This window comes from Exiguobacterium sp. s83, assembly GCF_018617095.1.
GTDB lineage: Bacteria > Bacillota > Bacilli > Exiguobacteriales > Exiguobacteriaceae > Exiguobacterium > Exiguobacterium profundum.
Genome location: NZ_JACSJP010000001.1, coordinates 277084 through 288309, shown reverse-complemented (window position 1 = coordinate 288309; position 11226 = coordinate 277084). Strand labels below are relative to the sequence as shown.

General features: G+C 49.4%; 6 protein-coding genes, 1 pseudogene and 1 other annotated feature. Of the genes and pseudogenes, 1 reads left to right on the top strand and 6 read right to left on the bottom strand.

What is annotated here, in order from left to right:
* Window positions 1-235 (bottom strand) — a binding site (T-box leader).
* Between the two features lie 38 nt (window positions 236-273).
* From dtd to secD, 5 genes and pseudogenes are all read right to left on the bottom strand, one after another.
* Entirely contained in the window at window positions 274-717 is a 444-nt protein-coding gene (gene dtd / locus KNO73_RS01445) for a D-aminoacyl-tRNA deacylase (protein ID WP_078146576.1), read from the bottom strand.
* A 16-nt stretch (window positions 718-733) separates the two neighbouring features.
* Window positions 734-2923: a RelA/SpoT family protein gene (locus KNO73_RS01440; RefSeq protein ID WP_078146575.1), complete on the bottom strand. Its 2190-nt coding sequence runs from the start codon at window positions 2921-2923 to the stop codon at window positions 734-736.
* A gap of 188 nt (window positions 2924-3111) precedes the next feature.
* Complete coding sequence (locus KNO73_RS01435) at window positions 3112-3630, bottom strand: adenine phosphoribosyltransferase (protein WP_215111964.1); 519 nt, start codon at window positions 3628-3630, stop codon at window positions 3112-3114.
* Between the two features lies 1 nt (window position 3631).
* Window positions 3632-5926 carry a single-stranded-DNA-specific exonuclease RecJ gene (gene recJ, locus KNO73_RS01430; protein WP_215111963.1) on the bottom strand — a complete coding sequence of 765 codons (2295 nt, stop codon included), beginning with the start codon at window positions 5924-5926 and terminating at the stop codon, window positions 3632-3634.
* A 99-nt stretch (window positions 5927-6025) separates the two neighbouring features.
* Window positions 6026-8243 (bottom strand): annotated as a pseudogene (gene secD, locus KNO73_RS14955) (protein translocase subunit SecD).
* A 211-nt stretch (window positions 8244-8454) separates the two neighbouring features.
* Between secD and zupT the strand changes: the two are divergent.
* Window positions 8455-9315: a zinc transporter ZupT gene (gene zupT / locus KNO73_RS01415; protein ID WP_214734043.1), complete on the top strand. Its 861-nt coding sequence runs from the start codon at window positions 8455-8457 to the stop codon at window positions 9313-9315.
* 35 nt (window positions 9316-9350) lie between these two features.
* On the opposite strand, the gene KNO73_RS01410 is transcribed toward zupT, so the two are convergent.
* Window positions 9351-11123, bottom strand: a complete 1773-nt coding sequence (locus KNO73_RS01410; RefSeq protein WP_215111960.1) for a methyl-accepting chemotaxis protein — start codon at window positions 11121-11123, stop codon at window positions 9351-9353.
* Between the last annotated feature and the right edge of the window lie 103 nt (window positions 11124-11226).

The following is an 11226-nucleotide window of genomic DNA, read 5'->3' as shown; positions in this document are numbered from 1 at the left end:
CAAAGGGACGAGAGCCTGTGTCAGTTTCCCGTGGTACCACCCTCGTTGCAGAGCCATCACTTGAAACTCTGCCACTCGAAATCGGTTAACGCCCGATGAGACGGCTCCCCCTACTCGTTTTCAAGGGAGCACCTCCAAAGTGTCGTTCGGGTCATCATCCAGTCGATGCTTTCAGCCAAGGCATCGCTCTCTTTGCTGGTGGGTTGACCGTACTCTTCTTTATCGTAGGTGTTTGACTATATGCTTCATGATGCCGAATCAAGCCGGCATCTGTCAAGCGTTTTTTTCGAGCATGAGTGTGACCGGTCCGTCATTGACAAGTGCGACGTCCATCATCGCCCCGAAGCGTCCCGTCTCGACGATGAGCCCGTTCGACCGGAGTCGCTCATTGAATTTTTCATAGAGCGTTTCAGCGATATCCGGTTTGGCGGCCTTTGTGAAAGCAGGTCGCCGTCCTTTCATCGTATCTCCATACAATGTGAATTGCGAGACCGACAAAATTTGACCGGCCACATCTTGAATCGATAAGTTCATCTTTTCTTGATCGTCCTCGAAGACGCGAAGCCCGGTCACCTTGTCGGCGAGCCAGTTCACTTCCTCTTCTGTATCTTCATGTGTCACACCGACGAGAAGCAAGTATCCGGCGTTGATTGCCCCGACGACTTCTTCCTCCACTGTGACCGATGCTTCTTTCACTCGTTGCAATAATACACGCACGTTCCTCTTCCTTTCGTCACGTCATCATGACTCGGCTGACCGAATACACGTCTGAGATTTGTTTAATGCGCTCGACAACTTTCTGCAAGTGATTCACGTTCGGAATCGAGATCGTCATCGAGATGCGAGCTTGTTTATTTTGGTCGCCCCGACCACTGACGGCCACGATATTCGTATTCGTCGCCGATACCGCCTGAAGGACATCGTTCAAGAGACCTGAACGATCATATCCCGTGATTTCGATATCGACGTTATAGTTCTTCTCTTTCGCCTGTCCGACTTCCCATTCGACGTCAAGGAGACGCTCCGGATGTTGTTCGTTGACGATGTTCAAGCAGTCTTTCCGGTGAATCGAGACGCCGCGTCCACGGGTGATGTATCCGACGATTTCATCTCCCGGTACCGGGTTACAGCAACGGCTCATGCGCACGAGCATGTTGTCGATTCCTTTGACCGTCACGCCCGCCTCTGCCGTTTTCTTCTTCGGCGCCTGACTGACTTTCAATTCGCTGATGGCTTCAGAGAGCTCGAGTTTCGGCTCTTTGCGCTGCTTCTCCGTCAACTTATGCGCGACTTGAGCGGCAGTGATGCCTTGATAACCGACTGCGGCATACATCTCTTCCTCGTTCCCGAAGTTGAACTTCTCGACGACGATACTGAGTGCCGGCTCATCGATCACTTCTTTCGGTTCAAAACCGAGTTTCTTGATTTCTGCCTCGACGAGATCTTTCCCTTTCTCGACGTTTTCTTCACGCTGTTGACGTTTGAACCATTGACGAATCTTGTTCTTCGCCTGGCTCGAAACAGCGAGCTTCAACCAATCCTTACTCGGTCCGTAACTATGCTTCGACGTGATGATTTCGATGATGTCACCCGTCTCGAGTTTGTAGTCGAGCGGTACCATCCGGCCGTTCACTTTCGCACCCGTCATCCGGTGCCCGATCTCCGTATGAATCCGGTACGCATAGTCGATTGGGACTGAGCCCTTCGGCAACTCGAATACGTCTCCTTTTGGTGTGAAGACGTACAGCATGTCGCTAAAGAAATCAACTTTGAGGGACTCCATGAATTCCTCGGCATCCGTCGTATCCTTTTGCAGCTCGAGGATTTCACGAAGGTGGGCGATCTTCTCGTCGAATCCGTTCGTCGAGACGTTTTTCCCTTCTTTATACGCCCAGTGTGCCGCAATCCCGAACTCAGCGATGAAATGCATGTCTTTCGTCCGAATTTGGACTTCGAGCGGCTCACCTTTCGGACCGATCACGGTCGTATGGAGCGACTGATACATGTTCGGCTTCGGCATGGCGATATAATCTTTGAAACGTCCCGGCATCGGCTTGTATTGCGTATGGATGATTCCGAGCACGGCATAACAATCACGAATCGAATCGACGATAATGCGGACCGCCATCAAATCGTAAATTTCATTGAACTCTTTTTTATGCTTCACCATCTTGTTATAGATAGAATAGATGTGCTTCGGTCGACCGTTCACGTCGGCATCGATATGCACTTCCTCAAGAACCCTGTTCACTTCCGTGATGACAGAGGTGACGAGTGCTTCCCGTTCCGTCCGTTTCTGTTTCATCATCGAGACGATCTTATAGTATTGCTGCGGGTTGATATAACGTAACGAAATATCTTCGAGCTCCCACTTGATTGTCGAGATCCCCATCCGGTGCGCGAGCGGAGCAAAGATTTCGAGCGTCTCTTCTGCCTTTTGAACTTGCTTTTCTTTCGGCATATGCTGAAGCGTCCGCATATTGTGGAGCCGGTCCGCAAGTTTGATCAGGATCACGCGCACGTCTTCTGCCATGGCGATAATCATCTTCCGGTGGTTTTCAGCAAGTTCTTCTTTTTTCGATTTATATTTAATCTTACCAAGTTTCGTGACGCCATCAACGAGCATGGCCACGTCTGGACCAAAATCGTCCGTCAATTGCTGTAACGAAATATCCGTATCTTCAACAACATCATGCAAGAGCGCTCCAACAATCGTTGTGGCGTCTAAGCCGATATCAACGAGAATGCCGGCCACTTGGACCGGATGGAGGATATAGGGCTCGCCCGAACGTCGGAACTGACCGGTATGATGAAGTTTTGCGTATTCGTAAGCGCGTTTCACTTCGGCTATATCGTCGTCACCCATATACTCCCCGAGCGCGTCGAGAAGATCCTCAATACTTACGATTTGTTTTTTGGTCATAACATTCGACACCCTTTTTCTAACCGCTCCAATCGTCTCGGATTCGTCGCAGCATGGTAGTAGTTTGTATTCAAGATTCTATGATTTTTATAACCATTATCGAAAAAATCTGACGACCTGTCAAAGGTTGTAGGTTATTTTCCTTAAAAACTATTCAAAAACGGGAAGCATGTCGCTTCCCGTTCAAATTAGTCTTCGTAGCGGATGAGTGAGAACACGTCGTATCCTTCGAGACGCTCACGTCCACCAAGTCCATCGAGTTCAATCAAAAACCCGATTCCCGCCACAACTCCACCGAGTTGTTCAATCATTTTAATCGTCGCTTCAATCGTACCACCTGTTGCGAGCAAGTCATCCAAGATGACGACTTGTTGTCCAGGTTTGATTGAATCTTTGTGCATCGTTAAAATGTCCGTTCCATACTCAAGACCGTATGACACTCGTACTGTCTCTCGTGGTAACTTTCCTTCTTTACGTACTGGTACAAAACCGAGTTCGAGCGCATAAGCTGCCGGGCAACCGACGACGAATCCGCGTGCTTCCGGTCCAGCGATCAACTCGGCTCCACGTTCACGTGCATAAGCGACGAGCTCATCTACCGATTTCTTGTAGACTTCGCCATTTTGCATGAGTGACGTGATGTCTTTGAAGCTGATTCCTTCCTTCGGGTAATCTGCTACTTCTTTAATATGCTGTTTGAAATCCATTTTATGTGTATGCCTCCTGCATCTTGTTCGATCGCAACGATTGTAACCGCTCTTTGAGCTCCGCCAATGACGCGTATACGAAACGCTCTTCGAGTTGTTGGCGCCCAATCCGGCGTTGATAGCACGGCGCCTCGGTCAAATCGCGTTTCGGTGCTTCTGGATTGACTCCAGGCAGTCCGTCTTCCATTGTAACAAGAAATTCGAGTTCAGAGAATACTTGATGCATAAATTGAATCGTATTTTTTGACCATTTTCGCTCTTTTGACAGACGAATCAGGTTTTCACGAAGATTTTTCCGTTCGCATGTCGCCATATGGACATAATACGTTCGGAAATCCTCGCGGGACGGAAGACGTTCAAAGAACGAGTCTCCTTGACCGAAGGCACAATAAATGCGTTCGACCCCTTCATGAAGTTTCTCTGCGAGTACCTCTTCATCATCAGGAAGATCGAGCAGGACGACGAAACGGTTGAGCGGTTCATCTCCTTCATGGAGTGGGTAGTCTTCGGTTGTCCCTTGGAACGACAAGAAAGACGTATGTTCTTTCGGCAAATCTTTCAACTCTTGCATCGATTTTTTCTTCCCACGATAGTCAAACACTTGGAAGTCATCGACCCGTAAATCTTGAATCATGAGCTGCGGTTTACGCATTCCGTTCCATTCGTTGACTTGAAGACTTCCCATCACCGAGATATGAGCCATCTTTGAAATCTCTGAAACAACGTGGCCGAATCCAAATCCGATGCCATCGAGCTCACGCTTGTCTCCTGCGAGCTGTACTTTCAAATGGGTGGCGTCACGTCCGATTTGGCGAATATCACGCAGTTTCGCATCTGCGACGACGACACGAGGGGATGGATTCCCCATACCAAATGGCGCGAGCTTTCCTATTTCTGAGATCAAGTCGAGCGAAACATCGTTAACGGAGAGTTTCAAGTCGACGTTCACCCGTGGCACAAACACGTCATCCGGGATGGACTCCGCCTGACGGTTCAGTCGCTTTCGTAGTTCGGCGACGTGTTCCGACTGAATGGTCATCCCGGCCGCGGCTGGATGTCCGCCAAAGTGTGGCAAGATATCTTCATTCTTCGAAAGTTCTTTGAAGAGGTCAAATCCATCGATGGAGCGCCCCGATCCTTTCGCCTTACCCGTCTCAGGGTCGTGGCAAAGGAGGATGACTGGACGATAATACGCCTCGACGAGACGAGATGCGACAATCCCGACGACGCCAGGATTCCACTTCTCACTCGCCACGACGAGTACACGGTCCTCGGTCATCGACGCTTCAACGAGTTCTTTCGCTTCAGCAGCGATTGTCTTGACGATGTCTTGACGTTCTTTGTTTTGCTTATCGAGCTGTTTCGCTAGCTCGAGCGCTTCCTCCACATGTTCGGCTAAGAGCATTTGAAGTGCCGGCATCGCCGAATCGAGTCGACCCGCGGCATTGATGCGTGGACCGAACGCGAAACCGACCGATTCTTCGTTCAACACGCTGTCACCGAGACCACATACTTCACGTAATGCTAGAATACCTGGACGTTTTGAAGCCTCGAGCGCGACAATCCCCTTCTTCGCGAGCAATCGATTCTCTCCGTCGAGTGGGACGAGGTCAGCAATCGTTCCGAGTACGGCCAAATCAAGGAGTTCTTCCGGCATTCTCCCTAAAACGGCGTGCGCCACTTTGAGGGCGACTCCCGCTCCGGCGAGTTTATCGTATGGATATCCTGGGTCGATATGCGGATGAATGATTGCATAGGCGTCCGGCAATGTCTCTTTTGGCTCGTGGTGGTCCGTGATGATCAAATCGACGCCAAGGTCTTTTAAGAGTGTCGCTTCTTCAATCCCTGAAATTCCGCAATCCACCGTGATGACTAAAGTGAATCCCTCGTTCGCCGCCCATTGGAACGCTTCTTTGTTCGGTCCATATCCTTCTGTGAAACGGTTCGGGATATAACACTCGGCCATGACACCGATTTCGGTCAACGCATGCCACATGACAGATGAGGCACTGACCCCGTCGACATCGTAGTCACCATAGATGAGCACCATCTCCCCATCGTCTGCTGCCTGTTTGATGCGGGTGACGACTTTCTCCATCTGTTCAAACAAGTACGGGTCATGAAAGACGAGTTCATCCTCGGCATACAAGAATGCCTTGGCCGCTTCTACGTCTTGATGACCACGCTGAACGAGCAACGTCGCCAGTTGTGCTGATATATTTAATTCGTTTTGTAAACGCGTGACGTCGTCCGGATTCGTTTCCGGATAGAGCCACTGTTTCTTCGAATGGTACATGTCCTTCACTCCAATCAATTGTAGATTATAGCAGACCGCGTGAAAGATGTGCCGTCTTGACATTTGAAAAGGTCTCCCGATTGAAGGGAGACCCACTTGTTACGCCTCTGTGACCGGCGTATCTTTTTTCTTGTTGATTGTCGTACGTTTGATGAGGAGCCATAAATACGATGCAATGAAGATCGAAGAATACATCCCCATGAAAAGTCCGACGATGAGCGCGAGCGAGAAGCTGCGAATCGACTCTGCCCCGAATACATACAAGGCAATCGCTGTAACGAGTACCGTGATGACCGTATTCACGGACCGTACGATTGTCTCTTGAATCGACTTGTTAATGATTGACTCATAGACGTCCATCGACTTGATTTTTCGTTCCTTTTCATACGACGTGATGTTCTCGCGGACCCGATCGAACGTTACGATCGTATCGTTGACCGAGTAACCGATGATGGTCAAGATCGCGGCGATAAAGTACAAGTTGACCTCGATCCCAAAGAGCGAGAACGCGACAATCATGAAGAAGGCATCGTGTAACATCGCGATAACAGTTGCAAGTGCATATGAGAATTGGAAACGCACCGTGACGTAGAGAATAATCCCGATCGACGCGACGGCTACCGCATACAAAGCATTTTTCGCCAAGTCACGACCGACTTGAGCCGAGACGGTGCTGATGTTCGGGTCGTTCCCGAATTGTTCAGTGAACGCCGTCTTGACGTTCGCGACTTCCTCTTGTCCCAATTGGCCAACGAACGTCACGTATGCCAAGCGACCTTCATTTGCATATTGGACGCTTGAAATCTCTTGGTCAACTCCGGCATCGTTAAACGCTTTCGTGAATTCTTCTTGCGACACACGTTCTTCCGTTAGTACTTCAACCCGCGTCCCTGAAGCAAAATCGATTCCGAGGTTCAACCCACGGAAGAACAAGAGACCGATTCCCAGAACGACGACTGCCGTCGAAATCAAGAACATCGTGCGCATATGTTTCATGTAATTCCATTCAGTAAGCTTAAAGTTCACGGATTTCACTCTCCTTCACACCAAACCATCCTTTGCGTTTGTCGAACAGACGACTTGAGACAAGGAGGTGCATCAAATAACGTGAGATGAATACGTTCGAGATGAACGTCATCCCGATTGAGATCATGAGCATGACAGCAAATCCTTTGACCGAGCTTTGTCCGAAATAGAACAAGACCGCAGCCGAGATGAGCGTCGTCAAGTTGGCATCGATGATCGTACTGAGGGAACGACGGTTACCTGCACGGAATGCCGATAAGACCGATTTTCCAGAGCGGAGTTCGTCTTTGATTCGTTCCGCGGTAATGATGTTCGCATCGACTGCCATACCGACTCCGAGGACGAGTGCTGCAATCCCTGGAAGCGTCAATACCGCATTGATTCCGTTAAAGAACAACATGATCAAGTTGATGTACAGAATAAGCGTGATGATCGATACGAGTCCTGGGAGACGATAGAAGAACAACATGAAGAGGAATACGGCGATGATTCCGATTGTTGCGGCAAATACCGTTTCTTCTAAAGCATCTTGACCGAACTGAGCCGATACAGATGTCGAGTAAATCTCATCAAGTTTGACCGGGAGCGCCCCTGCGTTCAAGATGTCCGCAAGGCGTTGACCGCTTTCCGCGTCAATTCCACCACCTGAGATGATGGCTTTATCCGATAAGATTGGGCTCGTTACCGAAGCATCTGACACAATCTTCGAGTTCTCTTTTTGAACTTCTTCCTCATATGTGTCGCCCTCTTCATAGTCGAGCCAAATGACCAGACGGTTCTCAGGAGCTGGAAGTTGTGCAATCTCAGATGTCACTTCACCAAACTTGTCAGCCGATTGAAGTGTCAACTCAACGACCGGTTGTCCTTGTTGGTTGTAGCTGAGCGCTGCCCCACGCGGCGCCAAGTCTTTCCCATCGAGCAAGACGTTGTCGTTCACGTCACGGAATGTCAATTGTGCCGTAGACGAGAGAACCTCGCGCGCTTCGTTTTGGTTCGATACGCCCGCGAGCTGGACACGGATGCGATTGTTTTCTTCGATTCGAACGTCCGGTTCGGAAACTCCGAGGACGTTGATTCGGTTATTGATGGCGCGAACGGTTGCATTCATCGCCGACTCGTCGATGACGTCGCCGTCTTCGAGCGGTTGTACTTCATACAAAACTTCGAATCCACCTTTTAAGTCGAGTCCGAGGTTCGTGTTCTTGACGACCCATGGTGTCGTGAACACTGCGAGCAGGATTGTCGCAATCATGATGATCGCAAAAATCGCAATGTTGCCTTTTTTGTACATACGACTATTTCCTTTCTAAACCACTGTTCTTGATAAAAACTTCTCTCGTTAACATTACAAATTTTCTAAACATTTATCAATCATTTTCCTAAAATTGTAACGACCTTCACGGATTGTTCGACTGAGTTTGCGTATAAGACTAAATGTTGCGCATGGGCAAAACTTCATGTATGATGTAGCTAACATCAAAATATCAAAGGAGTCTTTCCATATGGACAGCACAGTTATTTATGCCTTTCTCCTTACCCTATTCGCCGGGCTAGCTACCGGAATCGGGAGTATGATCGCATTCTTTGCTAAACGGACGAACACGGCATTCCTCTCCATCTCGCTTGGATTTTCCGGAGGCGTCATGATTTACGTGTCGTTCATCGAGATTTTCCCGAAAGCGCTCGAGGAACTCGTCGGTGCACACGGAGAGTATACGGGAACGATTTACACCGTCCTCGCATTCTTCGGTGGAATGTTCTTGATTGGCATGATCGATAAGTTCATTCCGAAAATGGAGAACCCGCACGAGGTCAAGTTCGTTGAGTCGATGCAGAATGACCCGACAACACATGAACTCGCAACGACGACGACAAATGAAGCGGCTCCAATCAACCATCCAGAGGTACAAAATCGACTAAAAAAAATGGGGATTTTCATGGCACTCGCCATCGGGATTCACAATTTCCCAGAAGGACTTGCGACGTTCGTCTCGGCACTAGATGACCCGACCGTCGGCTTAGCCATTGCCATCGCCATCGCCCTACACAACATTCCAGAAGGGATTGCCGTCTCCGTCCCGATTTATTATGCGACGGGCTCACGGAAGAAGGCGTTCAAGCTTTCGATGTTGTCAGGGCTTGCCGAGCCAGCTGGAGCGGCCATCGGATTCTTGTTACTCATGCCGTTCTTGAGCGACACCGTCTTCGGACTCTTGTTCGCGGCGGTCGGTGGCATCATGGTCTTCATCTCGCTTGACGAATTGCTCCCTGCCGCCCGTGAATACGGACACGCCCATCATTCAATGTATGGAATGGTTGCTGGTATGATCGTCATGGCGACAAGTCTAATCCTATTAATGTAACGAGCAATGCCCTGACGCGCGCGTCAGGGCATTTGTTATGTCGTTTTAAACACATGGACGACATCTTTTAATTCAGACGACATGTGACTCATCGTTTCAGCGATGCCGTTGATCTCTTGAATGGCGGCAAGCTGTTCTTCGACGTTCGCACCGGCTTCTTCGACGCTTCGCTGTGTCGAGATGGCGTTTGTCGACATATCTTCAACAGAGACGGCAACTTCAGTCGTATTGGCACTCACTTCTTCTGTTGCTGCCGCAATCTCACTCATTTGACGGGACGTCTCTTCGATGACCGATACGATCTCACGGAACGCCTCGGCCACTTCTCCCATTTGCGATACCCCATTCTCCACATGTACGCTCGATTCTTCGAACGCCGATTCGACTTGTTCCGTGTCACGTTGAATGTCACGGACGACGGTCTGGATTTGAATGGCAGATTGTTTCGATTCCTCAGCGAGCTTTCTCACTTCTGCCGCGACGACGGCAAACCCTTTTCCGTGTTCACCCGCACGTGCCGCTTCAATCGCCGCATTTAAAGCAAGTAAGTTCGTCTGTTCCGTGATGGTCGTGATGGAACGGGTAATCTTTTCAATCTCAAGCGACTGGTTCGATAGACGGTTCACCATCTGTTGGGTGAGCTCGTTGGCACGTCGAATTTCTTGCATTCGTTTCTCTGCCAATTGAACGGTCTCAAGTCCACCGTTCGCCGCCTCGAGTGTATGGATCGTCTGCTCATTCACACCTTGTGAGGCCGCAGCGATTTGATTTAATCCATCGACCGCTTGATTGACGCCAATCGTTCCTTCTTCCGCTCGTTTTGACGATCCTTGCGCAGCCACATTCATCTCTTCAAACAATAGGGAGACGCCTTGGGTCGTTGTCGCGACATGGTCTGTGCTTGCGTAAAGTTCTTCAGAATAAGCGGTCACCTTGTCCGAGGCTTCTCCAACCCGACGAATCAAGCCGACCAGGTTATGCTTCATTTCATTGAATGCCGTTACCAGGTCTCCTAGTTCATCGTTAGAGGCGACCTCGATATCTTCTCCCGTCAAATCCCCTCCTGCCATGATGCGTGCCTGACGACCAAGTCGATTAATCGGTTTCAAGAAGAGGCGTTGCAAAGCGAGTAAGGAAAGAATTCCAATCACGACACCACCAACACTGATGACGAGCATCCAAAGGATTGAACTTTCTGCATCTGCTTGTACCGCTTTCGTCTCAGATTCGAGGAGCTCCCCTTTATATTCGACAAGGTCGGTCACGGTCATCCGAACACGGTCTGTCGTCGGTGTCACACTTGTGTTGAGCACCGTCTTATATCCGATTTCGTCTTGTTGTTGACGAAGTTCGACGGCACGGTTCATCTCGCGGTCTAGTAGCTCGTTAAATTTCTCCAAATCGCCCAACCAAGACAAGACCTTTTCATCAGATGATGATGCCTTCAGCTTCTTCATCAATTCGTCTCGCTGCTCTTGAGCACCCTGTAAACTGATGAGCGTCTTCGGATTGGCCACAAGCATATAGTAATTCAAGTATCGTTCGGCATCCGTCACCGCTAGGGATAGATTCTCTGCAAGCAGCATCTCCTGCATGCCTTCACTGAGGACCCGGTCATAAGCGGCAGTCGATTGTCTTAATTGATAAGATCCGAGCGCGCCGACAATGACGAGCGCAATGATCGTCGGAATGAGTGCGATGGACATCCGTCGTCTCAGGGACGAGCGTCCTTTCTGTTTCGTACCACTTCGTTTTATGGTCCAGCCTTTCCACTTCTTCATCGAGTTAATCAATCGTTTCACGTCCATGTCATTCGTTCTCCTTCATCTCGGATTTCTTCTCAACTTGACATTAATGCAAACGTTTTCACAAATCAAATCGATTTTTCGAAATGAGGTGGATAAATTTTGA